Here is a 26,174-nt window from a genome sequence, read left to right as displayed (position 1 = left end):
CTTCCACGGTCTCCTACATTTCTAAATAGGGTTCCAGCAGTCCGCCATTATTGCCGGACTGCTGGCCTATACACGGTATCGGGCTTCCAGTGCAGCAACGCGGCCTTGAATTTATTCTTATAGTTGAATACACCATCCTCTACCTTCACATACCTCAGCACCAAATCCGCCGCTGCTTTACGATCAGACGACTGATCGATAATGTCGCTCAGACAGGAACTCAACAACTCTTCCTCCGACGCATATTGATAGTTACGCTCCAATTCAAGAATTGTACAGTTCGTATCAATACCAAGCTCATACAATAAATTGGTCAAATGAATATAATCGCGCCGCTGAAATTTCACCCTGACCCCAAGCTCCTTTATGAAAATCCAGCAAATGCGGTCTTTCCGGTCCGCTAGTCAATCCGATCACAGCATATTTTCGGGCCGCTTCATTCATATGGAGCAATGCCTGCTCAATGCCCTCCATTCGATAAAAGCAATTAATGCCGAATACCACATCGTATTGCCGATCCGGTTCATATTGCTCCCACTTGGCATGGATCATCTCCATTGGGCGAAGACCTCTTCGGGCCGCTTCCTTCTGTAAAAAGTCCAAAACGCTTCGAGAACTGTCCACGCAAGTCATCGCTGATGCCTGCTCAGCCACGGCGAACGTATAATTTCCCCATCCGGGTCCAATTTCCAGCACACCGTCTCCAGGCGCAATATACCGAAGCAACTCCTCACGGATTCCGGCCGAATATGCATCCGGCCCACCGTTTTTCTCCTGCAGAAACGTATGCCAGAACGCCTCTTCCTTTTCATCATCCGTCATGCGCTCCGGAAGCTCACCGTTCCAATCCTTCATCCCATCCAACCAAAGCTGCTTGTAGTCGACTTTCAACCGCACTCCATGGTACAAGTACAAACACTCCCTCTCCTAATCGCCTTCATGTGTCATTCTCCGGGCTGAACCGACTCCAACGCCGTCATCTTCAATCCATGCCGAGACGGCTCGATAAGCATATGAACACCGTATACGTGCCGCATATTGCCGGCAACAAATACCTCTTCCGGCGAACCGGAAGCATAGATTTTACCGTTGTAAAGCAAATGGATCGTATCCGAGTATCGGGCAGCCAGCTCCAGATCATGGAGAACAAGTACCACAAGCATATTCGCTTGACGGGCAAAGCCGCGAATAAGCTCCAGCACCTCCAATTGATGACGAATATCCAGTGCAGACGTAGGTTCGTCAAGCAACAAAATTTCGGGTTCCTGCGCGAGCGCCCTGGCAATCAATACCTTCTGCCGCTCACCTCCGCTGAGCTCATCCATGTATCGATCAGCAAACACTTCAAGCTTCAGCCGCTTCAGCAACTGTTCAACAACGTGCAGATCATGGGACGATACTCGCCAGCGCATATGCGGTTTCCGTCCAAGCAACACCGTCTCCATCACCGTAAGCGGAAAATAAAATGAGGCTTGCTGCGGCACGTAGGCTTGCTTCCGCGCCAGCACTTCCGGCTTCAAGGCACGCACATCCTGACCATCCAACCATATCTTTCCTTTTTTGGGCGGAAAGATTGTTGCCATACTTTTGAGCAGCGTCGTTTTGCCTGCTCCATTGGGACCGACAATACTAGCCACCTCGCCTTTGGCAAGTTTCATTCGAATATTGCTTAACACTGGATTGCGCTCGTATCCGAAGGAGAGTCCGGTTACTTTAATCATGATCGTCCCCCCTAGGCCCAGTATTCCCGACGCTTTTTAATCAATAGGTAAATGAAAAACGGTGCTCCGAAGAAGGCCGTCACGATACCTACCGGAATTTCAATTTGCGATAGCAGTAGCCGGGCAACAGTGTCTGACAACAGCAGAAGCAAAGCGCCTATCAAGCAGGAGCAAGGCAGCAGAAATCGATAATCGGTACCAATCAGCATCCGGCTAATATGTGGAGCAACCAGGCCGACGAAGCCAATAATCCCGGTAAATGCGATGGTCGTGGAAGCGATCAACGTTGACAAAATTAGACAGATCCAGCGCATTCTCCGTATCTTGACGCCGAGCGTGCGAGCGGCTTCTTCTCCAGAGCTGAGCGCATTCAAATCCCAAGCGTATTTCAACAATACTGCCAGCGACACCGCCAATAGCGGCAGCAGAATGCCCAGCACCTCCCAATCAGCGCCCCAGAATCCTCCCATTAGCCAAACAATCAAATCTTTAAGCGCTTCGTTATTGGAAAAATATTTGAGTACGGACACGCCTGCGGCAAATAATTGACCAATCGCCACTCCCGCCAACAGCAGCACAGTGACTGAGCTGTTCTTTAGCCGCGAGATACCATAAACAAACAAGACCGCCATACAACCGAACACAAAAGCATTAAAGGCGATCAGCCAGCGCCCGCTATATACAAGATTAACGCCGAAGGCACTTGCCCCGGCCACAATGGCAAGCGCTGCTCCAAATGCCGCTCCGCTGGATACGCCAAGCGTAAATGGATCAGCCAGCGGATTTCGGAGCAACGCCTGCATGATCACACCTGCAGCTGCCAGAGCCATACCGGTTACGACCGCCATCACAATTCTTGGCAAGCGGACCTCCTGAAGAATATACATATTCATCGCATCCGCTTCGCCGCCAACCAGCATCGCCCGCAGATCGCGAAACGGTATATTCGCCGAGCCCTTCAATGCCGCGAACGCCGAAGCGAGGATTAGGAGAAACGCAATACATGCTAGAAGCAGCAATCTGCGCCGCACACTGCGTTGATAAAGATGAATGACCGAATGTTCCACTTTCATTGACTCTCCTTGAAGGAATAATACCAGGTTCCTTGATACGGTACTCCCAGCCATTCCTCAAAATATTGCCTGGCGTAGTCGTCAGCCTCCACTCCTTCAAACCGTTCAGGGTACAGCCACTTGGCCAGCTGAAGAACACCGATGTATCGTTTATCGGAACCGATGAAATTGGTGTGGAAGAAATAGACATCACGAGTTTTACCTGCATCCAATTGCTTCAGCGACGATATCTCCATGATGTTGGCAAACGCTTCTTCGAATGGAGCACGTTCTGCAACACCGTATCCGCCGAGCCATGTGCCATGCAGAGTGATCTCTTGTGGATTGTGTGTGAGCACGTATTCCTCATCCACCAGAATCGTCGTAGACGCTTCAGTCGGATCCCACTGCAAATCGGCCGCATCAATCCCGCCTGCCGCTATAGTGGCATAACCTTCGCCAACGCCCGGCTTTCCTCCGAGAGATTGGCTGGGGAACACGCGGTAGCCGCCATTGGAATTGAGGAAACCTGCAGATAAAGCCAGCACGCTCTTTTTCTCTTCTTCCGCAAGGCCCTTTAAACGTTCAACTGGAATCTGTTCAATTGCTTGTTTCCACTCCAGAAATTCAGCTGCACGTTCTTCCTTGCCAAACAATCGGCCAAGCAGCTCCAGTTCGGCATCCATCTGATCCGGCAAATAGTTATTCATCCGAATCACCTGGATGCCTGCCGGCCCCAGCTTGTCCTCCAACGTCTGATCCGGTCTGTTCGTGTAGGCAAAAACGACCTGCGGCTTCAAGCTGAGAATCGTCTCCAGATTCACTTCACCGGTTTCTCCGATATCCGGCAAATCCTGCAAGCCCAAGTAACGGTTGTTCTTGACTGTCGTATCGCCTGTAGCAATGATCCGATCTTCTGCGCCTAACAACTTTATAGCTTCCGCCGTATTTCGGTTGATTACAATCGCTTTATCAATCGGAAGATCAAGCGTGATTTCCGTTCCCGCCGTATCCGTAAAGGTAATGGAGGTCTCTTCTGCAGGCGACTGAATAACCTGATTATCCGGTGGCGGAGATTGTTGCGGTGCTGAGGGTTGCGGCGAGGAATTCCCATTGCTCTAGCTGACTGTTCCACCTCCATTGCAAGCGATCACCATGACTGAAATTAGAAAAAACAGAAAGAACATAGATGCAGGCTTCATGTACCGAACGTTCAATTCAGACAACTCCATTCCTGAATTTAAATGTAATAATTACAATTAAAGATATTGAGCACACCTATTTTTTATACAATGTAAATACGTCGCATCATACAGTGACTACTGATTGCCGACATAACCGCAATAAGCTGTAAAAGTAATCCTCGCTGCTGCCTCCCACTTCATTCTAACCTTCCCACGACAATCATTCTTGGTGACTGCCGCGGATCATATATGTTCTCTTCGTAATCACCATAAATCTGATCAATGCGTAAGCCTGCCCGTTTCAGCATGTTTTCCATCGCCGGAAGTGCGTACAGCTTCACGCGCTCCCAATATCGACGGGAAGGTGCGCCTGCTTCCTCGATAAGAATTTCCTTTACGACAAATCCGTTCATTAGACGTCTCGTTTCCTGAATGGATACTCCGTCGACTACCCGCTCAGAATAAGCCATCAGATGTTCCCTGACGTATCCTTCGTTAAGAAGATCTATAATAAATCGGCCTTGGGGCTTTAGTGCCGTTTGAATTTGCCGCAGCACTTTTATTTGCTCATCGTCTTCTTCAAAATAACCGAAGGAAGTAAACAAATTGACAACAGCATCGAACTTCCCATGCAACATTACCTCATCCGGCAACCGTCGCATATCGCTCTCGATCCAAGTAACCAAACCCTCCTTATCCGTCTCTCGCGCTTCGTTAAGCAGGCGCTCGGATAGGTCAATACCCGTCATCCGAAACCCCGCCTCTGCTAAAACCAAAGCGTGTCTCCCAGCCCCGCAACATAGATCGAGGACACGGCTGCAATTGGGAAGGTTTAGCCAATCTATCATTATTTTTACTTGATGAACGGCTTCATGCCGATCCCGATGACTATAAATACGCAGATAATCGTCTCCAAAGCTTGTCTCGTACCAGTCGCTCACTTTCTTCCATTCCCTTCAATAATAACGGTCGATTAAATTGTAATTATTACAATTAAAATGCACGTTATAAACTTAGCAATAGTACTCAAGGCAAGAACAGCTACGACCTTGACCTTCCTCAAGAATGATCATTTTTCAGTCTTTCCATTTTAGACACTTGATTATCTGAGTTGCTAACTTATCAATGTAATTTTATATGTAATTCCTTCCGTTTAGATTCCTTCCTCCGAAGGATTTTTATTTGTAATAATTACATTTAATAATAATGCAGACTTACTCCTCTGTCAACGAACACGCTGTACCTTAAATTTGTACTTGCTGAACGAATAGAAGATATTGTATTCAGCGAAGATTACATGTCCTATTAGAAGTTTGTCAATGTTGAACGATTGGGGCAGACGAAAAAACTGCTCCTTCGAATGGTGGAGGTAGCCGGAAGAGGGGAATACGGATAAACGAAAATTGACTGCCAAGGCTAACGGTAGCCACTAAATTCACGAAAACGGATGGAACGTTTGCAGACTGGATAAGCTGCAAAAAAGAAAGCAAATTTGCGTTGTCGCTTAGAAGTCTCCGTTACGTTTGACAAGCATCACAAATTGCGTATACCTCGAACCGATGACTTAAAATTTTATAATTATCCGGCAATTCCAATCCTTGATCCATCGGACAAAATTCCAAAGGGATTGTTTTTTCACAATTGACGCAGATCAAATGGTGATGATGATGGGAGGTACAACTTCTTCTAAATTTCAATCCCCCCTCCATAAAATAAAAATCCTCTAACACACCCATTTCGCTTAGCATGCGGAGATTGTTATAAATCGTGTGAAAACTGACGCTCGGATATGTGACAGCCATTAAATCATATACGTCTTTGGGAGACAAATATCCGTCATGGTCTGCAAAAATTTTCGCCAGTGTTTTACGTTGCTCGGTCACCCTCCAGCCATTTCTGGACATCGCCTTTAACATATCGTTTACCTTATAATACGTTTCACTCATGTCTCCAAACCCTCTCCTGAAGATCGATAATGTTTAGCTTTCTACACGACGCGACAATTCGCCACCACTCTCATTATAGTTTAACAAAAAAACACAAGCGTTGTCACATTCATATTCAACAAACTCAGCAACCATGGGGAGGCCTGCCATTAAATTCAGTTTACCTCTCTCTTATTTTGTAGTACACTTTAATTGTAATTATTACTTTTAAGGAGGGGTCGCATGCTTCTTGATCAACTTTATCGACAAATTGTGATGGATCATATTACGGTAAATTGGAACAACCTGAAGCCATCCGACTGCCTTATAAAAACCCCACTTGTGGAGATACCATGATTTTATATGCTTACATTGATCACGGGGTTATTTCGGAAATCCAATTCGAAGGCAGAGGTTGTTCCATCAGCATGGCTTCTTGTTCGATGATGACGGATGCCATCCGAGACCAAACAGTGGCTGAAGCTCACAACATGATTAACCAATTCGAACTCATGATCAAAACCGGGATTGCTTTAGATCATCCGTCTTTGCTAGACGCTTCGTCTCTTTCGGGTGTTCATCCCTTGCGAGGCCGTCATAACTGCGCCTTAATGGGGTGGCAAGCATTAGCCCTAGTTCTTCAGCAATACGAAACTCAGTAAAATTTTCTTAAAATCTAAGGCAAACTAGCGATCCGACTGACCGCTATACCGCTGCAAGAGAAGGAGTAGGAGTACAGCATGCAATTTACCAAGATACAACTGGCTCTTCCTGCAAAACCGGAGCGTCATCGTCGATTCGGTTCCGTGGATCCCGTTTCAGGCAACAAACCAACGACAAAGGAACAAATGGTCGATCTTCAGAATCAACAAAAAGATTTTCTGTTTTCTATTGATCGAGTGGGCATCTGTCGAGTTCGACACCCCATTCAGATACGTTCAGAGATGGCTCCCACGCTTCAAACCAGCATTGCAACCATCTCTCTTACAACAAGCTTGGAGCAAAATTCCAAAGGCATTAACATGAGCAGGCTTACCGAGCAACTGGAGCAGTATCGTCAGGAGGGATGGACAACCGACCTTCCAGAGCTATGCCATTTTGCTCGGGAGTTGGCCGAGCGTATGAATCAGCGAAAAGCCGAAATCAGGATCGACTTCCCTTGGTTTTATGAGCGTTCTGCGCCGGTTACGGAACATACGGGACTGAATCACGCAGATGCTTCAATCCGCGTCGCTCATGAAATACAAAAGCCTCCAAAGATCACGATAGGTATGTCTGTAGCAGTAACGACCCTATGTCCCTGCTCCAAAGAAATTAGCGAATACAGCGCCCACAATCAGCGTGGAACCGTGGCCATAACCGCCGAGATTGATCCCGCCGCGCTCCCTGTACAGGATTGGAAGACGGCACTTCTAGCAGCGGCGGAGTCCAATGCCAGTAGCGCACTCCATCCGATACTGAAACGTCCAGACGAAAAACGAGTCACGGAGCAGGCCTATGAAAATCCCCGCTTTGTCGAGGATATGGTGAGACTTGTAGCCGCGGACTTGTATGAAATGAATGCAGTATTGGCATTTTCGGTGGAGTGCCGGAATGAGGAATCGATTCATCTGCACGATGCGGTCGCCGCCATTTATTACGACAAAAGAACGGAAGCGACACATTGATGTGTTGCTTCTTTGGTTCCTATCCCACACAACGTGTCAAGGTAAACCATTTTGAGCGACCTGTCTCCATATTGTTCATGCCGCATCTTATCGTGATCAGAAATCGCTATCAAGATGAATCCGGCTGCCGACCGCATTCCGCTGTCCCTGATATTTTCCTTGATAGACGTTTCCGGTTTTCCGATCCATCTGCGCAAACACCAACTGACAAATTCGGCGTCCGGCCTTCAGCCTGATCGGCAACCGGTTGGCATTAAATAATTCTAGCGTAATTTGACCCTCGAATCCTGGATCGACCCAACCGGCGTTCTGAATAAACAAACCCATGCGACCAATGGAACTCCGACCTTCAACAAATGCAGTCACATCGTCCGGCAAGCGAATTTTTTCGATCGTTGTTGCCAGTAAAAAAGACTGCGGAGGAATCACAACTTCCTCGCTCTCGAATTCTTCGTACACCATCTCCTCCTCCAACGTCATTACACCGTTTACAAATTCATTCATTTTCAAATAATGTGTACCGAGCCGTAAATCGACGGAGGCTGGTTGAATTTGTTCGTCCGTTAACGGGTCAACAGCCAATTTATTTTTTTGGATAAATTGCCGAATGGTTTGATCGGACAGAATCATATAAACATCCTTTCCTTGGAATACTGCAACCCATTCAAATAATATGATACTCTGTTTACTCCTTAATCCTACTCTTTTTGAATACCAGCTATTGAACAGCCTGTCGCAACAAATTGACAATTATACTCATACACAACCTTCTCTTCCAGCCTCGCCCCGGAGAGATGTTTACGAACCAACAATCGGCCCGCTTCCGGTTTAATATCCTTGTACCAAACGCCTTCAGGATAAGCGATAACCACACAAGCATCGGCGCACCGACCGTTACAGCGGATGCGTGTCGTATGAATAAGACGATCCAGTCCAAGACTTGTAATTTCATCTCGAATCGCCAGCGTAACCTCATCCGCCAATCTCTTCATGCAACTGCCCCCATTGCATATCAATAGATGGCATTGGGTTTCTTGCAAATTCCATGTCGTCATAAGAAGCTCCTTTCTGTAATTTGACAAAGTCGAGTAGGCGCCTTATACTCATATTAATAGTAATTATTACAATTTACAAGAGAGTATGAACTTCCATGTCTGCTATACAAACAGATTCGCGTATTCCTGTCAGCGTGTTAACCGGGTTTCTCGGTGCTGGTAAAACGACCTTGCTGAATTATATTCTTACCGCCAATCACGGCCACAAGATTGCGGTTATTGTGAATGAATTCGGCGAAGTCGGCATTGACAATCAATTGGTTGTCGGTGCGGACGAGGAAATTTTCGAAATGAACAATGGTTGTATTTGTTGCACCGTACGGTCGGACCTCATCCGCATACTCGGCGATTTGGCGGATGCCAAATTCGGCAGGGGCAATCGCAAGGTCGATTTTGACCGCGTCGTCATCGAAACAACTGGACTGGCCGATCCCGCGCCGGTGGCCCAAACCTTCTTCGTCGATCCGGATATCGCAGAGAGCTTCAAATTGGATACCATCGTTACCCTCGTTGATGCCAAACATGCCGACCAACATCTGGACGAGGGGCATGAGGCCCAAGAGCAAGTTGCCTTTGCTGATGTTCTACTCTTGAATAAAACCGATCTCGTTTCCGATGAAGATGTTCAGAAGCTAGAGCGCCGTCTTCGTTCCATGAATTCAGCGGCAAAGCTATACCGTACGCAACAGTCCCAAATCGAACTGCAGCATATTTTAGGCATCAACGCCTTTGATTTGGACAAGAAACTGGAGATTGAACCCGGCTTTCTCGAAGAAGAAGCTCATGAACATGACGATGAGGTCGCATCCATCTTCCTCCGTGAAACCAAACCTCTTGATTTAGAAAAAGTGGAACGCTTCATTAACGAATGGCTGGTGGATCATGGTACGGATACGTTTCGCTACAAAGGCGTCCTACATATTAAAGGTGTTAAGAAACGTGTCGTTTTCCAAGGTATACACGTGTTGTTCAGTTCCTATCCAGATCGTGACTGGAAACCGAGTGAAGTACCTGTCAGCGAATTCGTTGTAATTGGTCGCAATTTGGACGAAGATTGGTTCCGTCAACAATTTGCTTCCTGCGTTGCCAGCTAAAGCACAAAAGTCGTTTAAGACCTCCAGCCTGTTATCAACGGGCTGCGGGGTCTTAAACATAATTGCCGTGTTGCTGGCATGCTTCACAAATGCCATAGATTTCGAATCGATGATTGACAATTTTATAATGACCGGGTAAGTCTCCCAAGTGATCCATCGGACAATAATCAAAAGCAACCGTTTTTTCACAATTTACACAAATAAGAGGATGATGGTGATGATCCAATTTGCATGCCTTAAATTTCTGGCCACCATCCATAAAGTAAAATCGTGCCAGCAGTCCAACGTCGCTTAATAACCGCAGATTGCGATAGATAGTATCGAAACTGACGCCAGGGTACACCTTTCTCAATTGCTCGTAGACATCTTTAGGGGATAAATAACCATCATGTTTGGCAAAGATTTTAGCGATTGTTCGGCGTTGGTCTGTGATGCGCAGCCCCTGCCTCGTCATCGCATTCAACATTTCTTTGCTTGCGTAAGCATTCAACAAGAGATCCTCCCTTCACCGGTTGTTAATTGTAATTATTACATAAAAGAGAGGGAACAGCAATGAATTTTGATCGATTCCATCCCAAGCTTGGTACTGATGACAGTATGTCGTTTTCTGTCGAGCAACATCGTATGGAGAGTCCTAATTCGGTCCGATGCATGATAATTACCGTATCGGACAGCAGAACACCGGAAACGGATCGAAGCGGAGCGGAGCCCTCATCCGCAGTCTATTGGAAGCTGCCCAAATTGCCCACGATGATTACGATCAAATCCAACTTGCTATCAAGAAAGGGGTTGCCGACTCTTCCGTCGAGGCCATCCTTCTTAATGGCGGCACCGGCATTGCCGCACGCGATGTCACTTACGAGGCCGTGCACAATTTACTCGAAAAGGAGATGCACGGCTTCGGTGAAATATTCCGATTCTTAAGTTTTACAGAAGATATCGGTGCTGCTGCAATATTGAGCCGGGCTATTGCAGGTATCCGTGGTCATAAAGCTATTTTCTCTATGCCAGGCTCAAGCGGTGCCGTCAAGCTTGCCATGTCACGAATCATTATTCCAGAGCTCCGTCATGTCATGAGGGAAATATACAAAGATATGTCGTGAAAAAGGGATAAAGCTCCATTATCGCTTGACTTTATCCGGGTACAATCCGGCGGCAAGTGTCTGCAAGGCAATCGGGGCACGAATTCCTTCCGCGGCTGCCGATAGGGGCATCACAATGAATCGCTCGTTTTGGACAGCATGAATGTCTGCGAGTGACGCTTTGTTCAGCAGTAACTCCCGCTTTTGCTCCGCGGTCGTATCCCCATAATCGACAATAACGATCACGTCCGGATTGCGGTTCACTACTTCTTCCCAGCTGACTTCCGCATATCCCTTATCGATGTCGTCAAATATATTTTTCCCTCCCACTTGATTGATCAGGCTAGTTAAATAGGTGTTGGCCGCGGTGAGTGCCTTGTCGTCTCCGCTATCGTACACAAATACCTTGAGCGGTTTGTCCACAGTTCCGATCTGGCTTTGAATTTCCTCCAGCCTAGTGGTGATATTATCTACAATCGCTTGAGCACGATCTTCAACTCGAAAAATACGTCCAATATTCAAAATATCCCGATATACGTCCTCCAAAGTTGGCGAAGGCTTACTGGACGATTCCTGAACATAAGTTTGCACGCCCAGCTTGGCCAAATCCGACCTCATCCCCAGCGACTTCTCAGTGAAAGCACTTTGCCAACCCGCATAAGCAAAATCGGGAGTGGTGGCCAAAAAAACTTCTTTCGACGGATATTGATCCGAGAGCACCGGAATGTTGTCGTAGGCTTCTTTAAATTCAGGCAAAATGCTATCGTCCAAATAGGCAGTTCCTACCATCGACGCTTCCAGTCCGAGCGCCAACATCACTTCTGTTGCATGCTGGTTTAAGGTAACTGCCCGCGTTGGCGCTTCCGCAAACACCAGTTTCTCGCCCATATTTTCAATTTCAACCGGCGTGTCCTCACTCTCCATTTCAACCGACACATCCTCGTCAGTTGCCGATCCAGATTCAGGCTGTTGCTGCTCCTGCGTCTGTTCGGCAGTCGCTTCCTGCGTATTTGCCGATTGCGGGCTGTTGCCGCAAGCAGACATGAAAACCAACAGTACGATTCCAAGCAATATGGGCATCCAACTGGATACATTTTTTTTCATTTCGTTTTCTCCTCGCTTAATTTTCTAGCCTTCGGTCGTTAGATATATGGCGTTATTCCCTCATCTTGTCAGGATATAAGCCTTTTGCGAAGTCTTCCATTGCTGTAGTGATGCGAATGCCTTCCATTACGTTTGCCAGTTTGGTGATGACAAATCGATCGTTAACGACGGCCGCAACATCTTTCATGGCTGGCTGGTTCTTAATCAGGTCAATTTTGCTTTGAGCACTCTCCTTGCCGTAATCAAAGACAATAATGACTTTGGGATTGCGATTCACGACTTCTTCCCAGTTCACTTGTGACCAGTTTTTCGGGATATCGCCAAATATATTGATTCCGCCGACTCTCGCCAGCAAATCGGAAGCCAGTTGATTGCCGGCCGTCCACATACTTGTCGTGTCGCCGCTATCATAAAACATGACCTTCACAGGCTCGTCTACTTGGCCAATCTTACTTTGTATCGATTCAACATCTTCCTTTAACGAAGCTACCAGTTCATTAGCGCGATCCTCTACCTGGAATATTTTCCCGATGTTCATGATATCTTCGTAAACCAGCTCCATTGTCGCTTGCGGAGCTGAAGTCGCCTTCACAACATAGGACTTGATTCCTTATTGCGCCTGCAAATCCGACACCGGCGTACCGTTAAATGCGCTGGCTCTCGCATAAATAAAATCCGGGTCGGCCCCAATAACGGCTTCAAGCGATGGATACCGGGCTCCGTCGCTCAAGATGTTGAGTGTAGAGAACTGTTCTTTCAACTCCGGCAAGCTTCTTCCGGTTTGCCAATCGCCGCCACAATGCGGTCGCCGAGGCCTAGCTTCAATAAGATTTCAGTCGTTTCTGTCGCCAGAGATACAACGCTTTGAGGTTTCTCCGTATAGGTCGTCTTGTGATCAAGATTGGTTACCGTTATCGAGGTATATTCCTCCGCGAACTCCTGCTGGCTGCCTAACTGCTGCTCCGCAACGGGCCGATTCAAATTCTCCTCGTTCCGGTTTAATTCGCAACCGGCCATAATCAACATAACCAAAAGGATAGCTGACAATACTGCATATGCTTTCATATCCAATTCTCCCCGTATGTTTGGTCTAATCACGCATTGGATTTTTTTTCGCGATCAACGTCATGGTCGCAGGATCTGCAGGCGTTCGGGCTGACATGGTATGACTGAACGGGTATCCGCCATTCGTCCATGCCCCTTGGCGGTAAGGGACAATGGTTTTCCCTGCCGCTATCGCCTCCTCCATCGACTCTGTAGCACCTAGCTTCTGCGCCGGTTCTTCCATATTTGCAGGAAGTGCTGTTTGCCACGGCGTAGATAAGCCGTAATTCTCCACGATTTGCATGACCTGATACCCTTCCGAGGCAAGCAGCAATGACATTTCTTTAGGTGTCATCAGCGCATATTCACGTTCGACCCGGTAGCGGGAGTCCATCACGCCCTCCACGTATACTTCGTAATGGATCGCGCACCGATAAAGCTGGCGGGTTAGCGATGTCTCCCCCTCGATCCTCCGAATCACCCATTTATTTGGTGTGACACGCTTGCGATGCAAGGTCTCCCATTGCGATTCCCCTGGCGGCAGCAGCAGATCGACGGCAAGCCAACCTTCATCCTGTAACCAACTGCTAATATTGCGCAGCAATGTACGATGATCCTCCATATACGTGAAATGCTGCAAAAAACCATCCGGGCATAGGACATGACTGAAACGCAATTCCGGCTGAAAAGTCAGGGCATCCGCCTCCACCAGTTGCAGTCGTTGTACATCTTCTTGGAATATGCGCTTCCGTTTCGTGTCTGCCGTTTTGAGCATCAGAGGGCTCCAATCCACACCACAATATTGTGCAGTTGAAGCAGCCAATTCGACGGCAAGCCGTCCCGTACCGACGCCAAGCTCCAGCACGCTCGGCAATTCATCGAAGCTTTCCAGCCAGTTTCTATAGAATGCGAGGCCGGCTTTCCCCGCGAACTGGTCATAGAAATCGGCCTCCTGCCCCGCATATTGGGGACCGCGCTGCCGCTCATGCCGTACGCCTTGAATCCCACAGCGAGAACAGACCGAACCGGCCAAATCTTCGATAGATGTGCCGACGGGCACACCATTCCTCGTATCCCCGCTCCACTCGTCATATGAAAAGTTGCAGTAACTGCATTGCGTCAATGTCAACGTTTCACCCTCCCTTCTATCAGTTGATTAACACTCTCCGGCAAAAAGGTAATAGATATCTTTCCAGTTAATGGGTGTGACGTAATTTCAGCGGAAACCCCGAACACATCATGCAGCAATTCCGGGCGCAGCACCTGCTCCGGGCTGCCAGAAGCGACCAACCGGCCGGCCTTCAAGACAACTAATCGATCGCAATAAAAAGCGGCGATATTCAAATCATGCAGCGCGGCAAGCGAAGTAATCCCCAGTTCCTTCACCAAATCCATGACTTGCAATTGATAGCGGATATCCAGATGATTGGTCGGCTCGTCCAGAATTAAAAAGCGGGCCTGCTGGACCAATGAGCGGGCAATCAAGGCGCGTTGCTTCTCTCCCCCAGACAACGTTGAAAAGCTGCTATGCGCCTCGTCCAGTAAGCCGACACGCGATAATGCCTGCTCCACGATCTCATGGTCATGTCCGGTATCCGGTTCAAACATCTTTTTATGCGGGTTGCGGCCCATGAACACAATGTCCTTCACCGTGAAATCGAACGATACCGATGTCTCCTGGCTGACTACAGCAACTTGTCTGGCGGTTTCTTTATACGACATCCGGAATAAATCCTGCTGGTCCAGAAACACTGCACCTTTGTCCGGCTCCAGTACACGATACATGTTTTTGAGCAAAGTCGATTTACCGCTGCCGTTTGGACCGATCAAGCCGACCAGTTCGCCTTCCCGAACTTCTATACCGATGGCCTCAATCAATGTCTTGTTCTGAATTCGATAGGTGAGTTCTTTTACAGTTACGTTCATTTTCCACCTCCAAACGAATAATTGCTGCGGCGCAGCATCCAGATGAAGAAAGGACCGCCGCATAACGCGGTGACAATCCCAATCGGCAATTCTTCAGGCGCCAGGACCAAACGTGCAAACACATCTGACCAGACGATAAAGACCGCTCCCAATAGCAGGCTGACCGGAAGCACGCGCCGATGATCGGAGCCGACCATCAGTCTGACAATATGCGGGATCATCAGCCCTACAAAGCCGATCGACCCGCTGACCGATACAATCGTTCCGGTTAACAAAGCAGCAACGATAACCAGAAATTTACGGAAAGCCTGAATATCCACCCCTAACGTCACGGCTGCATCTTCTCCCATCAGCAAAGCATTCAACGCTCGGTACTGAAACAGCAGAATTAAAGCACCCGCCACGACAATCAAGGCAGGAATCGTCAAGTACTCCCACTTGGCTCCAGTCAGACTGCCCATCATCCAATACATCGCTGACCGTATCCCTTCTTCCCGCGGCGCCATGGTTACAATAAAATTTGTTGCAGCTGACATGATCATCGAAACGGCAATACCCGACAACAAAAGCCTGGTTGTTGAAACTCTGCCTCCTACCCGCGCCAATACAAAGACCATCCCCATGGCGGCGAGCGATCCGAGAAAAGCAGAGAACACGAGCGCATACTGACCAAAAAAGCGGAAAGCACCGAACAAAATGACAAGTGTCGCGGCTACGGATGCCCCTGATGAAACGCCAAGTATGTACGGATCGGCCAATGAATTACGGATTAAGGCTTGAATCGCAACGCCGGCCACCGCTAATCCGCCCCCTACCACGACCCCTAGCAGAACTCTCGGAAAACGAATATCCCAAACGATATGCCCGTCTCCTTTCGTCCACGTTTCCTCGATCAAGCCATTTAACCCCGGCAAATGGGACAAAACTATTTTCCAGACCGTTCCCGGAGCGATCTGTACGGGCCCCAGCATAACGGCAATCGTGATCGAGACAACAAGACCACCTCCCAAAATCATCAACCAGAACGCAAACAGAGCCGGATTACGCGAGGATTCCAGCGTTGTAGATTGGTCCGTCTTTTGAATTTCTGTTTTTTCCACTTCTTCCACCCTTTTAATTGTAATTATTACGATTTTTCCACATTCGATAAACTCTTTTTCTGAAGATATCTATCATCAGGGAACTCTAACCTCTATTTAAATGACTCTGGATGGAAGGCTTTAGCCATTGCTTCCAACGCATTCATATTTTGCACACCGGCAAAGACGCTGTCGAGCGGGATGATGACAAACCGTTTGTCCTGTACGGCGGATACGTCCTTAAGCGAGGCACGATTCGTTATTTCCTTGATTTTCTCATCAGCTGTATTTGTACCGTAATTGTTGATTACGATCACCTGCGGATCCCTCCGCACAACCTCCTCCCAACTGACATCCGCCCAGTTTTTCTCAATGTCGGAAAAGATATTTTCTCCTCCTGCCATCTCAATCAAGCGTGTCTGTAACGCCCAATTCCCTGCTGTGAATACGTTGTCGCCGCCCGAATCGAATACCAGAACACGAACCTCCTCTTTTGCTGGATTCAGTGCGGAGGTAATCATCTCTGCTTTTTCCTTTAAAGCATGAACTAGCCCTGCTGCCCGTTCCTCGACTTGAAATATAAGTCCCAGATTCATAATATCCTGATACAACATATCTATTGTGGAGTTCTCACTATAGGAATCCGTGTCGACAAACACTTTAATCCCGTACTTCTCCAAATTCTCAACAGATTCAATCGGCGTATTCCCGGCAAAGGAGCTTTCACGTCCATATATCAAATCTGGATTCAAATTTAACACGAGCTCAAGTGACGGGTTTTCATTCCCTAATAAGGGAAGCTTGTCAAAAGCCGCTTCATACTCAGGCAAGACATAGCGGCCCTCCCGACGTATGACACCTGCAATATGCTTTTCTAAACCAAGTGCGAGCATGATTTCCGTCGTATGTTCATTCGTTACGATAAATCGTTGCGGCACGCCCTCGAACGTAACTTCACGCCTATAATTCTCTATAGTAACAACGGAATTGCTTTCTACAGAGGCATCCTCTGTTGCTGCTTCTTCAGTCTCCACTGGCTACTTAATGTTGATTGCGTATTAACCGAGCAGCCGGCGGATACTGCCAATATCAAGATTAGAATATGGATCGCCAGAAGACGATACCGTTTTTCAGCATCAAGATAACCTCCCCTGTTTATTTACTGCATTTTATATGTAATTATTACAATTAAAACTCAAAAAATTAAATGACATTCGTTCGATGTTTAATTGTAATTTTTACAATGTAATGAGTATAGTGAACCGAGCATTTTTTGTCAACATGAATCTTTAACGTGTGATTCTTTTACAATGAATTTTCAACGATATTTTAACGGTCCAGTTGTCAGCAGAAAATAAGTATTAGACTGGATTCTTTTTCTAAGCGGCTATTTGAATTCTCATACCGTCAGACTCCATAAAATAAATTTTAGATCTACCAGAGAAATTGAAACAGCGACAGCCAAGGACAAGAAAATAAATCCTAGACTGTCGCTGTTTCATTGAACTAACGTATCCGTTAGTATAAAGCTAATCATATTCAAATGATTGTTTGACTGAATAATTACAGTGTGATATTCTCTCAATAATCAAATATAAGTTTGAGTATAGGGGGCGCGGCATGAAGGATAGCTGTGAAATTTACTGTTATGACGAGCCAAAGGTACGCAAGGTCCAGGCATCCTTAAAGCAGCAAAATATATCTGGCATGACCAAAATGTTCAAAGTGCTTTCCGACGAAACCCGAATGAAAATCGCCTTCGCTCTTTGTGAGGAAGAGGGACTGTGCGTTTGCGATGTGGCCAACATCATTGGCTCCTCGCTTGCAACTGCATCCCATCATTTGCGGACGCTAAAACAGCTGGGATTAGCGAAATATCGCAAAGAAGGCAAGCTCGTGTTTTATTCGCTTGAAGACGATCAGATTCGCCAGTTCATTCAAATGGCATCCAGCCACGTGTTTTTCCAGTAAAAGTTGAAATAAAAATTGTACAGCCAGGTATCAATTCACAAGGTATTACGGACGATATGCTTCGTATTTTAAGCGGAACCGCATCGTATTTAATGGATACCTACAGTATTGACCTCAAAGTCATTTGCAGCTCGGTGAGTATTTCGCAATGAATTGAGCCATTGTTCCGGCAAGTGGGAGTCGCAATGCGGACTTCTAATTTGAGTGAAATGGACTTTTGTGGGTAGTAGAAGTGAAGAAAGTATTACGGAGCAAAGCTTTCTTCATTTTTACTCCTGCCTTCCTCAAATTTTTCGAATTCAGGGAAATAACTTGTAATGGATAGCCCTTCAATTTTGTCTTTCACCATACCAACTGCTTTAAATATCGTATTATCCTGTTCATTTAATTGATAGTTAATTATCAATTTAGAAAAAACTTCAAGAACATGTGATACATTATTGTCTTTATAAGTGATAATAACTGGCGGCAGTAAATTTCCTTTTGGAGATTCCCTTCCTTGCATCCCATAAATTAGATACAATATAAAAATGGGGACGGCAAGGACCATTTGTAATTGGCTGCAAGAGAAGTTAAGGGTCCTACGTTTGTAGTAGCAACTTGAGATGCGTTAAAGTCACCACCTTGTTTTGTCCAGAGATTAGTGGCATCAGCATACATCCAAGAAGCGGAGTATTCCATCCAAGATGTGGCTACTCCATGTAAAGTGATGCCGATGTTGGTGTCATTAGAAACAGCGGCCAGCCATAGATTTAAGTCAGCAGTTAATACCTTGGATCCTCTGGGAATTAGCGTCGTATCAAACTGAATTAAAGAACGAATGACATTCGACTGGGTGAATCTTTATAGAGACCGCCCTCCCACCGCCCCCTCAGTATCCCTACCTTATATGATGACCCCTCTCCCTAAAGTTTAATACTGTCACAGTTTTAGGAACCGTAAGAGCAAATGTAGGGCTTATTTGGTAGTCCCCCATTCCATAACCAGGATCAGCATTAAAAATTGTTTGCGGATTACCCTTACATTTTCCATCAATTTTATAATCGTTGCATTCAAAGTACAATATCATTTTGCTGTAATCACTGGCAACACAACTGCAGCCCACCGGATAACCAGTTTTATTATCGTCGAAGACGATTAAAACACCCTTAACTGCTGCACTTAAAGCAGTTTTCAAGCTCAAAACTGCTTATAGAGGGATCGGTTGTTGTCTTGCAAATGCAGTGCTTTATACAGCCGTTTCCTTAACGGGTCGTAATTATCAACATCCAAGTATGTGTAAGCAGTTGATACTAAGTTTCATCAAAATAGAGCGCACTTCGGCTATTGTTAACTCATAGCAGAAGTGTTGAATTTCATTCCGTAATTTTCCTCTTACCTGCGATGGCTCATCAGCACGGTGCTCCGTGCCTCCGTTTCGTCAGTTTTCTGATTATGATTTCCTTCAATGTCTTCAACGTATCCGTTACAACCTACCATTCTTTATGAAACAAAGGCCGACTTCTCAGTAGTCTGATAAGACTGCATTGAAATCGAATCTCTAGCTTAAACGAGTATCGCCTTGGAGAGTTCCTGTATGCCCAATTGCGGTCCTGTACTTTTACATATTCTGAAGCAAGCAGGATTTATGGTTGTATTTAACATACAGGTTAATTAAGCCCTATCTTAGGGACCTGCCCCAAATGAGTTGTCTCTCCATTCTATACCAGAACTGCGTATAGCTAAACCACTGTTAGATAAGATACACATGAGCTGTTATTTATGGACACATTCGCAAAATTAAGCATTTTTTCGTGGCCGGGAAAAAGAAAAGACGACGGTCAAAGAGCCGAGGCCTTCCGGTGGGAAACTGCTAGAAACAAGTGCAGTTTCTTGGGGGGCGAGATTTTTTCCACATTTCATAATAACTTCCTTTTTTTGTTTTGAAAGTTAAATATTCTGAGCTAATTGTAGTATAGAGATTACAGGTTTATTAATGTCACATTTTGCTTGTGCAAAGTGATTATAGAGTACACATATTATCTCAAGAATATTCACCACCGCAGCTGTTATTGAAAAGGTCGCGGCAGAGATTAAAGCTACAATTCAAGTTATTGACTTTTTCATGAAACCACTATTCTTAAGGTATATTCGAACTTATTCTAGATAAAAAGATGTATTTTATACGACAAAAAGCGTGAAAAGCTAGACAGTATAGCGTTAAAATAAAAAAGCATCAATAAATAGAACCCCTTGCAATGGACATATGTAAAAAGAAAACGGGGTTTTGACATCCAAAAATGCCTTATTCAACAATCATGACAAGCCCCAGGTTCTCCAAGCTTCAGAGTAATGCGTCTAAAACTTTATACTTTTAATAATCCGGTACCTACCAGGTACCGGATTATTTATTTTTTTACAAAGCTCTTTTTAAGTCTCATTAATTTTGTGTTTTTTTCGTCCAACTTTTGAAAAATTCCCACAACCTGGAACTGGCCAGCTTTAAGCCGCTACCAAGTCGGTTAAGTTCCTCGCGCAGCTCTTCAACTTCTTTTTGCAGGACATCCAACTTTCGGATTGAATCAACAACCTGGTTACCATCACTCCTGACTCCCCCTCCCTCCTCATAAATGGTTGAAGCCCTTATACTGCGCTTCTTCTAGCTCTTTTGGCGGCCACATGGGAGCGGGCTCCGAAGGGGCCGCAAAGCTTGGGAACAAATGAAGATGGAATGTTCAAGGACGGCATGCAACATTTCCTTGGTCAACATCAGATATATCACGGTAACCCCCGGGCCAAATAATATCGTCTTTGTAAGATACAGAATTTCCTGCAGATACCGTACCCAAAGCAAATGACGGGCCTTGCATTTTGCAGCTCACTGAAATCAAGTAATCTTAGCTCCATTTCGGAATTAGCATAATATTTGTAAATTCCTAGTGGAAACAAAAGGAACGGTTGAAGTTGAGATCAGCTTCAACCGTTCCTTTTTAACACTAGCAACAAGGCCTGTTAGTTCCTAACATGTGCACAGCTCCTAGGTGGCTCTAAGAAAACACTAATCAGCAAGTACTGGATATTCGGCGATCCGAAGTCTAGCGCATCCATATGGAATGAGTTCCAACTGCTCATCCGGCTCCTTGCTTCGCACGGGTCCAACCGGAACGGTCCCCGCAGAGTTCATTTCCATGGTCCACTCAGGGATGCGTCTTCCGTACACTTTCAGACGCACGGGGGCATGTTTGGCCATAAACGGCTGATAGGTAACCTCGCCCAGATTAACCTGTACCGAGCTTCCGGGATCACGGAGATTCAGGTGCAGGCCATAATTCCAAGGGGATTCAGGGTAGATTTCCCAGTCATGATAGGGTTCATAAATGCGGTGCCTCTGCCAGCGTTCTTTCACGGGGATCACATACATCAACGGTCCCCTTTGAAGACCAACAGCGCCGTTTGCGCGGGTCACCGTGCTAACACTCATCGGAAGTTCAAGCGAAATGGAATCGCCGTCATTCCAGCATCGGTGAATGGCTGCAAAGCCTTGAACCACACTGAATTCTACCGCCTGGCCGTTAATCTTGACCACAGGTGACAAGCACCATCCGGGTATTCTTAATTTCACAGGAAATTCTAACGCCTGATCCAAAGAAAGGGCCATCTTAATACTCTCTTTAAAAGGATACTCCGTCGTCACCTGAATCGAAACCTGCTGGCCGTCTGCCACCAAAGCCGTTACCGTGCAGGGCGCATAAGATACCGCTGCCAGGCCGTTATCCTCAGTCGCCATCCATAATCTCGCGGCAAATTTCGGCCATCCTTGATGCATATTAGCCGTGCAGCAGCCAAAATGTGGTTCAATACCAAACAGGTTGGCTTCATTATTATTTTCCGTCCAGTTGCGCTTCGCATGCGTGCACATGATCTGGTTCGCTTGCTGATCATATTGGTGAACTTTCCAATCTGGACTGATCGCGGCAGGCAGCGCATTAAAAGCGACCTTCTCCAGCACATCGCCAAAGCTCCCGTCACCGGTAATCCGGATCAGATGCTCAAGTGTATACATGTATTCAACGACGGCACAGAGTTCTGTGCCTTGGCTTGGATGGGTTCCCGCAAGCCATTCATCGCCGGAGAACATCCCACTCAATTGACCATGATACGTCATCACGCTTTGAATTCCCTGATAGACGGATTTTAACTCTTCAGGATCTTTCGTCAACAGATAGGCAAGAGCCGGTTCCTTAAACGACATGGCGACATTCACCACATGCACCCTGTGGTCGAAAGCAGTCTGACGGTTCCAGTAAGGGTAATTTCTAAACAAGCCTGACCAATCCATCGTCTGGTTCCGGATTAGCTCCATCAATTCCAGCAAAAAGTTTTCGCCCGTCCGGTTGTACAACCATTGAATACTGATCAGGTTCTCCCCTCCCCTGGCTTTCGCCCATTCGGAAAGAGGCCGTTTTGGAAGTTCCTGCAGTTGGTACCGGAAATAAGCAGTCATCAAGGTTTCCACTCGCGGATCCCCTGTATAATCCGCATGCTGTATCAGAACTTTAAGCATAATCATGCGGCTCCACCAATCATCATTGGTTTCCGGCCCGAATTGTCCATCTGCTCGGGAGCTGGAAAGAGTCCATTCGATCCAAGGCTGAACTTTCTCAATCAGCTCCTCGTCGCCGAGAAGATAAGCCAGCGGCAGGAGTCCGTCTAGATAATACGGTCCTCTTTCCCAGCTGTCTCCACGACCTCCCAGCCAACCGTTATCCGGACCTACATAGCTCCAGAATTCGTCAAGATGTCCTGTTAGACCGTTCCTTTGAATCTCGAGCTGGTCTTTCAGCCAGCCTGCAGGTTGGATCGAACCAAGCGGCAGCTCCATGTAGGGAGTCGTTGCCAGCGGTTCACGGTTTATCACTGTACGCGTCACTGTCCATAGTCACCTCGATTATAAAATGACATCAGGGACAGGCCCAAGTAGATCTGCCCCTAATGTTTGACCGAATTCACTTTTGCTTCAATAAATTGTCCAGCTCCGGAGCCAAATCATCTGCAGCTTTGGATGCGTCCAATTGATTCAGGCCGACCAGATCCATCTTCTTCATGATCGTATCTACAACTTCCTGCCAATTGTTTGTAAACGGGATGGCCCGGGAAAATTCAACAGACTGGAACCATACTTCTTTCTCTTCAGGGGACAGTGGATTGAACATATCTGCCTTACGGGATTCCGCAACAGACTTCAATACAGGCATTCCGCCAACATTCTTGTCCACCAATATATTTTCGGCTTCCTTCGAAATAAAGAATTTAATGGCTTCCGCCGCTTCCTTCACATGCTTTGAGCCTTTATAAACCACATACGTATCCACAAAGTTCGGTGTAAACGCCTTTCCGCTTGCGCCCATGGGAATCGGTGCTACGCCCCATTTGAATTTGTCGATCTTGCTGAATCCTGGCATCATCCATTGGCCTTCAATCAGCATGCCTAGCTTCCCGGACAGAAACAGCTGATCTGGTGGCATGGTTTGGGTCTCGGCAGGTGTCGGGGAGTATCCATCTTTAATCAATCCTTGAAGATAGGAAAGCGCACCCTTGGATTCCGGGCTATTGATCATCGATTTGGACTTGTCCTCATTAAACAGGTCCCCTCCGTTTGTCCATAGATACTGGGTTGCCCGCTCCGGATTAAGATTGACGTAGACGCCGTACTGCTTGCTGGCTCCCTTGCCACTAGAGAGCTTCGATGCAGCGTTCTTCAGATCGTCAAAGGTCCATGCTTTATTCCAATCGGTTGGAGGCTCCGAAATGCCTACCTTCTCGAACATATCTTTATTGTAGTACATCGCCATAGTGTAAATGCCAGCAGGCACACCGTACATTTTGCCGTCCTGTTTATACTGATCAAATGCAGAGCTGTAATAATCCTCCATCTTCAAATCCCCTGTATAAGGTGCCAGGTCTTCAAGCTGCCCCTTGGAGGAGAACATCGGCATATACGCCGCCCCTACCCGGCCGATATCCGGCGGGTTGCCCGCGGCAATTTGGGCTGTCATCTTCTGAATATATTCGTTCCAGCCGCCGGGAAGACGCTCGAGTTTAATTTCCGTTTTGGGATGAGATTGGTTAAAGGCATCCACAATGCTTTGCCAAGCCGACATTTCGTCCGTTCCGGCAACGATCGACATCCGGAGAGTAACTTTCTCCTCTTTCGCTGGAGTTCCCTCTTCGCTTGATGATCCGCCAGATGAACAACCAGAGATAAAAAGAGCAACGATGCAGCTGATAAACGTAAGCCTGAATACCATTTTTTTCATAGAAACACTCTCTCCTTTTCTACATAATTTGTGTTACCCTTTCATACCGCTGAGTGTAATTCCTTCAATAAAGTACCGCTGTGCAAAGATATACACGATTAGCACAGGAATCAGGGAAATACACGAAGCTGCCATCAAGAGGGGCCAATCCGTCGAGTAAAGCCCTTGAAAAGAAGCGATGATGAGCGGCAGCGTAAATTTCTTCTGATCATCCAAATAAATCAGCGGCGTAAGGAAGTTGTTCCAGTTACCCATAAAGGTGAAGATCCCGAGTGCAGCCAATGCCGGTTTGCAGTTGGGGAGCACGATTTTCCAATAAATTTGCCATGGATTGAGTCCATCCACCCTCCCGGCATCCTCCAACTCTTTCGGGATAGAGCTCATATACTGGCGCAGTAAAAATACACCAAACGCGTTGCTAAGTACCGGGGGAATGATAAGAGGCCAGTGCGTATTCACCCAGTTAATTTTGCTGAACCACATAAACATCGGAATCAGGGTCACCTGACCTGGAATCATCATGGTTGCCAACATCAGCATAAACAGAAATTTCTGTCCTACAAACTGCATCTTGGCAAATGCGTACCCTGCCATCGAACAGGTCAGCAGCGAACCTGCCGTTACAATAACGGCAATTTTCAAGCTGTTCAGATAAGCGATCCCGATCGGAAGAGTTGTCCAAGCCTGTTTGTAATTATCATAGTGAAGAGGGTTGGGAATGACTTTAGGCGGATATTCGAATACCGCCCCCTCCCCTTTAAGTGATGTCGAGACCATCCATACAAAAGGAGTGACCATAAGGACCGCTCCGAAGATCAGGACCAGATACAGCAGCGGCCTGGCGAGAAACTTATTTTTTCCACTGTTCCATACCGAAATCTCCGCACGTTTTGCCGGCTGTATGTCAGACATCGTAATTCACCCACTTTGAGAATTTGAATTGGATCAGCGTCACGATCAGAATAATAACGAACAGAATGAAGGAAATCGCTGATGCTTCACCCATCCGGAAAAACTGAAATGCTGTATTGTAAATGTGAAGTACCAATACATTTGTGGCATCCGCAGGACCTCCGCGGGTCATCATATAAGGCTCTGAGAATACCTGCATAGAACCGATCAGAAGCATAATGACAACAAAGAACGTTGTTGGAGAAATCATGGGAATGGTGATTCTCCAGAATCGCTGCCAGCTTCCAGCCCCGTCCATCTTCGCAGCTTCATGAAGCTGTGAGGGCACACCTTGCAGACCGGCCAAGAAAAGAATCATGTTATAGCCCACACCCTGCCATACCGTCATAATGACAATAGAGGGCAGCGCCCATTTCATATCGGATAACCAGCCTGGTCCTTCAATTCCAAGTGACATTAATACCGAGTTGATGAGCCCGTAGCTCGGATTGTAGAGCCAGGTCCATACAAGAGCAACCGCAACGGAAGAGGTCACGACAGGTATAAAGTAAGCAGCCCGCAGCAATGTTTTCCCCTTCAAATTTTGGTTTAGCATTAGAGCAAGGGCCAACGCACCAATAACCGTCAAAGGAATATTCAGCAATGCAAACACTGAAGTATTTTTTAATACTTTCCAGAATATCGGATCAGAGACCTGCTTGCTGTAATTGGTGAGGCCAACCCACTCAGGCGTAGATCCAATGTCCCATTTCATAAAACTGATGACAAAAGCGAAGATGACCGGACCAATGACAAACACGAGTAATCCAAGAATCTGCGGGGCGATAAACAGGTACGCCCATGCGTTGTCTCTGACCCATCGTCGTGTCCATGTACTCAAATTTCAACCCCCTTTGTTATTCAAACACGTTGATATGTCTAGGCTCCCATAATGCATTGGGACGTAGATCCCGGTTTGGAAGCACTTACAGGAGCTATTGTATCAACGAATAACAAAGTGAAAAATAAGGCGATTCTTTGATTATGTTTGATGATATTACAATATAAGACCGCTGCTTGAAG

The 26,174-nt window shown here is 46.6% G+C and carries 28 protein-coding genes and 1 pseudogene; 5 read left to right on the top strand and 24 right to left on the bottom strand.

The features are described from left to right. Positions 1-47: 47 nt before the first annotated feature. The 7 genes from MKY74_RS33840 to MKY74_RS33810 form a co-directional block, all read right to left on the bottom strand. On the bottom strand, positions 48-224 hold the full coding sequence (locus MKY74_RS33840; RefSeq protein ID WP_244169422.1) for a hypothetical protein: 177 nt from the start codon (positions 222-224) through the stop codon (positions 48-50). Between the two features lie 73 nt (positions 225-297). Beyond that, positions 298-915 (bottom strand): class I SAM-dependent methyltransferase, encoded by a 618-nt coding sequence (locus MKY74_RS33835; RefSeq protein ID WP_244169423.1) that lies wholly within the window; start codon positions 913-915, stop codon positions 298-300. A 29-nt stretch (positions 916-944) separates the two neighbouring features. Continuing rightward, on the bottom strand, positions 945-1,721 hold the full coding sequence (locus MKY74_RS33830) for an ABC transporter ATP-binding protein (RefSeq protein WP_244169424.1): 777 nt from the start codon (positions 1,719-1,721) through the stop codon (positions 945-947). Between the two features lie 11 nt (positions 1,722-1,732). Further along, positions 1,733-2,794 carry a FecCD family ABC transporter permease gene (locus MKY74_RS33825; RefSeq protein ID WP_076175362.1) on the bottom strand — a complete coding sequence of 354 codons (1,062 nt, stop codon included), beginning with the start codon at positions 2,792-2,794 and terminating at the stop codon, positions 1,733-1,735. Beyond that, the gene (locus MKY74_RS33820; protein WP_279628513.1) at positions 2,791-3,732 is read right to left on the bottom strand and encodes an ABC transporter substrate-binding protein; all 942 of its coding nucleotides are present in this window, start codon (positions 3,730-3,732) and stop codon (positions 2,791-2,793) included. Before MKY74_RS33820 ends, MKY74_RS33825 begins: the two co-directional genes overlap by 4 nt. 422 nt (positions 3,733-4,154) lie before the next feature. Further along, positions 4,155-4,898 carry a class I SAM-dependent methyltransferase gene (locus MKY74_RS33815; protein ID WP_076175364.1) on the bottom strand — a complete coding sequence of 248 codons (744 nt, stop codon included), beginning with the start codon at positions 4,896-4,898 and terminating at the stop codon, positions 4,155-4,157. Positions 4,899-5,474: 576 nt separating this feature from the next. Next, a complete protein-coding gene (locus MKY74_RS33810; protein ID WP_076175366.1) occupies positions 5,475-5,903 on the bottom strand; it encodes a Fur family transcriptional regulator in 429 nt (142 codons plus the stop codon). A gap of 275 nt (positions 5,904-6,178) precedes the next feature. Between MKY74_RS33810 and sufU the strand changes: the two genes are divergently transcribed. Beyond that, complete coding sequence (gene sufU / locus MKY74_RS33805) at positions 6,179-6,544, top strand: Fe-S cluster assembly sulfur transfer protein SufU (protein WP_244169426.1); 366 nt, start codon at positions 6,179-6,181, stop codon at positions 6,542-6,544. Positions 6,545-6,622: 78 nt separating this feature from the next. Further along, positions 6,623-7,549, top strand: a complete 927-nt coding sequence (gene folE2, locus MKY74_RS33800) for a GTP cyclohydrolase FolE2 (protein ID WP_076175368.1) — start codon at positions 6,623-6,625, stop codon at positions 7,547-7,549. 96 nt (positions 7,550-7,645) lie between these two features. Here the strand turns inward: folE2 and dcd are convergent, their stop codons facing one another. Together dcd and MKY74_RS33790 are read right to left on the bottom strand one after the other, a co-directional pair. Then, a complete protein-coding gene (gene dcd, locus MKY74_RS33795) occupies positions 7,646-8,179 on the bottom strand; it encodes a dCTP deaminase (RefSeq protein WP_076175370.1) in 534 nt (177 codons plus the stop codon). Between the two features lie 68 nt (positions 8,180-8,247). Continuing rightward, a complete protein-coding gene (locus MKY74_RS33790; protein ID WP_076175372.1) occupies positions 8,248-8,604 on the bottom strand; it encodes a (2Fe-2S) ferredoxin domain-containing protein in 357 nt (118 codons plus the stop codon). 95 nt (positions 8,605-8,699) lie between these two features. Here MKY74_RS33790 and MKY74_RS33785 point away from each other — a divergent pair, with 95 nt between their 5' ends. Further along, positions 8,700-9,698, top strand: a complete 999-nt coding sequence (locus MKY74_RS33785) for a CobW family GTP-binding protein (RefSeq protein WP_076175374.1) — start codon at positions 8,700-8,702, stop codon at positions 9,696-9,698. Positions 9,699-9,750: 52 nt separating this feature from the next. Here the strand turns inward: MKY74_RS33785 and MKY74_RS33780 are convergent, their stop codons facing one another. Next, on the bottom strand, positions 9,751-10,164 hold the full coding sequence (locus tag MKY74_RS33780) for a Fur family transcriptional regulator (RefSeq protein ID WP_076175482.1): 414 nt from the start codon (positions 10,162-10,164) through the stop codon (positions 9,751-9,753). A gap of 131 nt (positions 10,165-10,295) precedes the next feature. Between MKY74_RS33780 and MKY74_RS33775 the strand changes: the two are divergent. Further along, positions 10,296-10,801 (top strand): annotated as a pseudogene (locus MKY74_RS33775) (MogA/MoaB family molybdenum cofactor biosynthesis protein). 18 nt (positions 10,802-10,819) lie between these two features. Here the strand turns inward: MKY74_RS33775 and MKY74_RS33770 are convergent. The 8 genes from MKY74_RS33770 to MKY74_RS33735 form a co-directional block, all read right to left on the bottom strand. Beyond that, positions 10,820-11,884, bottom strand: coding sequence for an ABC transporter substrate-binding protein (locus MKY74_RS33770; RefSeq protein ID WP_076175376.1), 1,065 nt, complete (start codon positions 11,882-11,884; stop codon positions 10,820-10,822). Positions 11,885-11,936: 52 nt separating this feature from the next. Then, positions 11,937-12,476, bottom strand: coding sequence for an ABC transporter substrate-binding protein (locus tag MKY74_RS33765; protein ID WP_076175378.1), 540 nt, complete (start codon positions 12,474-12,476; stop codon positions 11,937-11,939). Between the two features lie 18 nt (positions 12,477-12,494). After that, positions 12,495-12,644, bottom strand: a complete 150-nt coding sequence (locus MKY74_RS33760) for a hypothetical protein (RefSeq protein ID WP_167372928.1) — start codon at positions 12,642-12,644, stop codon at positions 12,495-12,497. After that, positions 12,641-12,949: a hypothetical protein gene (locus MKY74_RS33755; RefSeq protein ID WP_076175380.1), complete on the bottom strand. Its 309-nt coding sequence runs from the start codon at positions 12,947-12,949 to the stop codon at positions 12,641-12,643. Before MKY74_RS33755 ends, MKY74_RS33760 begins: the two co-directional genes overlap by 4 nt. Positions 12,950-12,974: 25 nt before the next feature. Then, a complete protein-coding gene (locus MKY74_RS33750; protein WP_076175382.1) occupies positions 12,975-14,057 on the bottom strand; it encodes a methyltransferase in 1,083 nt (360 codons plus the stop codon). Continuing rightward, complete coding sequence (locus MKY74_RS33745) at positions 14,054-14,854, bottom strand: ABC transporter ATP-binding protein (RefSeq protein ID WP_076175384.1); 801 nt, start codon at positions 14,852-14,854, stop codon at positions 14,054-14,056. Before MKY74_RS33745 ends, MKY74_RS33750 begins: the two co-directional genes overlap by 4 nt. After that, the gene (locus MKY74_RS33740; RefSeq protein WP_076175485.1) at positions 14,851-15,870 is read right to left on the bottom strand and encodes a FecCD family ABC transporter permease; all 1,020 of its coding nucleotides are present in this window, start codon (positions 15,868-15,870) and stop codon (positions 14,851-14,853) included. Before MKY74_RS33740 ends, MKY74_RS33745 begins: the two co-directional genes overlap by 4 nt. Positions 15,871-16,046: 176 nt before the next feature. Beyond that, positions 16,047-16,967: an ABC transporter substrate-binding protein gene (locus MKY74_RS33735; protein ID WP_076175386.1), complete on the bottom strand. Its 921-nt coding sequence runs from the start codon at positions 16,965-16,967 to the stop codon at positions 16,047-16,049. 586 nt (positions 16,968-17,553) lie between these two features. Between MKY74_RS33735 and MKY74_RS33730 the strand changes: the two genes are divergently transcribed. Next, positions 17,554-17,904 carry an ArsR/SmtB family transcription factor gene (locus MKY74_RS33730; RefSeq protein WP_076175388.1) on the top strand — a complete coding sequence of 117 codons (351 nt, stop codon included), beginning with the start codon at positions 17,554-17,556 and terminating at the stop codon, positions 17,902-17,904. A 244-nt stretch (positions 17,905-18,148) separates the two neighbouring features. On the opposite strand, the gene MKY74_RS33725 is transcribed toward MKY74_RS33730, so the two are convergent. The 6 genes from MKY74_RS33725 to MKY74_RS33700 all read right to left on the bottom strand — a co-directional run bounded on the left by MKY74_RS33725 (position 18,149) and on the right by MKY74_RS33700 (position 25,992). Then, the gene (locus MKY74_RS33725; RefSeq protein ID WP_076175390.1) at positions 18,149-18,454 is read right to left on the bottom strand and encodes a hypothetical protein; all 306 of its coding nucleotides are present in this window, start codon (positions 18,452-18,454) and stop codon (positions 18,149-18,151) included. Between the two features lie 330 nt (positions 18,455-18,784). Next, a complete protein-coding gene (locus MKY74_RS33720) occupies positions 18,785-19,081 on the bottom strand; it encodes a hypothetical protein (protein WP_144025521.1) in 297 nt (98 codons plus the stop codon). 1,860 nt (positions 19,082-20,941) lie between these two features. After that, complete coding sequence (locus MKY74_RS33715) at positions 20,942-22,813, bottom strand: beta-L-arabinofuranosidase domain-containing protein (protein WP_244169427.1); 1,872 nt, start codon at positions 22,811-22,813, stop codon at positions 20,942-20,944. A gap of 76 nt (positions 22,814-22,889) precedes the next feature. Beyond that, a complete protein-coding gene (locus MKY74_RS33710) occupies positions 22,890-24,200 on the bottom strand; it encodes an ABC transporter substrate-binding protein (RefSeq protein ID WP_076175392.1) in 1,311 nt (436 codons plus the stop codon). 33 nt (positions 24,201-24,233) lie between these two features. Further along, the gene (locus tag MKY74_RS33705) at positions 24,234-25,112 is read right to left on the bottom strand and encodes a carbohydrate ABC transporter permease (protein ID WP_084204183.1); all 879 of its coding nucleotides are present in this window, start codon (positions 25,110-25,112) and stop codon (positions 24,234-24,236) included. After that, on the bottom strand, positions 25,105-25,992 hold the full coding sequence (locus MKY74_RS33700; protein ID WP_076175394.1) for a carbohydrate ABC transporter permease: 888 nt from the start codon (positions 25,990-25,992) through the stop codon (positions 25,105-25,107). Before MKY74_RS33700 ends, MKY74_RS33705 begins: the two co-directional genes overlap by 8 nt. Between the last annotated feature and the right edge of the window lie 182 nt (positions 25,993-26,174).

It is taken from the genome of Paenibacillus sp. FSL R5-0378 (genome assembly GCF_038009285.1).
GTDB lineage: Bacteria > Bacillota > Bacilli > Paenibacillales > Paenibacillaceae > Paenibacillus_AQ > Paenibacillus_AQ favisporus.
This window is presented reverse-complemented; position numbering and strand designations above follow the sequence as displayed.